This is a genomic window from Achromobacter sp. 1012554356 (assembly GCF_059760815.1).
The window spans coordinates 1-280 of record NZ_JCBANC010000141.1 but is presented as its reverse complement, the minus strand read 5'-3'; the positions used below and the strand labels follow the sequence as shown (position 1 = coordinate 280).

Genomic DNA, 280 nt, shown 5'->3' with positions numbered 1-280 from the left:
ACCGACAAGTCCGGCGCCTCGGTGTCGCAAGACTTCTCGTGGGACGTCAAGAACCCTGCCCCGACCGCGGTCAACGACACGGACAGCACCAACCAAGGCGTCAGCCTCACTGCCGATGCCGCGCACGGCGTGCTGGCCAACGACACCGATCCGGATGGCGACACGCTGCAGGTTTCTGCCGTCAACGGCCAAGCGACCAACGTGGGCGCAGCGATCACCGGTTCGAACGGTGGCACCTTCACGCTGAACGCTGACGGTTCGTACTCGTTCAATCCTGGTT

At 63.9% G+C, this 280-nt stretch carries 1 protein-coding gene; it reads left to right on the top strand.

What is annotated here, in order from left to right; genetic code table 11:
* Positions 1-280: cadherin-like domain-containing protein (locus tag AC6LJW_RS29490; RefSeq protein WP_498088982.1), on the top strand; the 280-nt coding region annotated here is incomplete at both ends.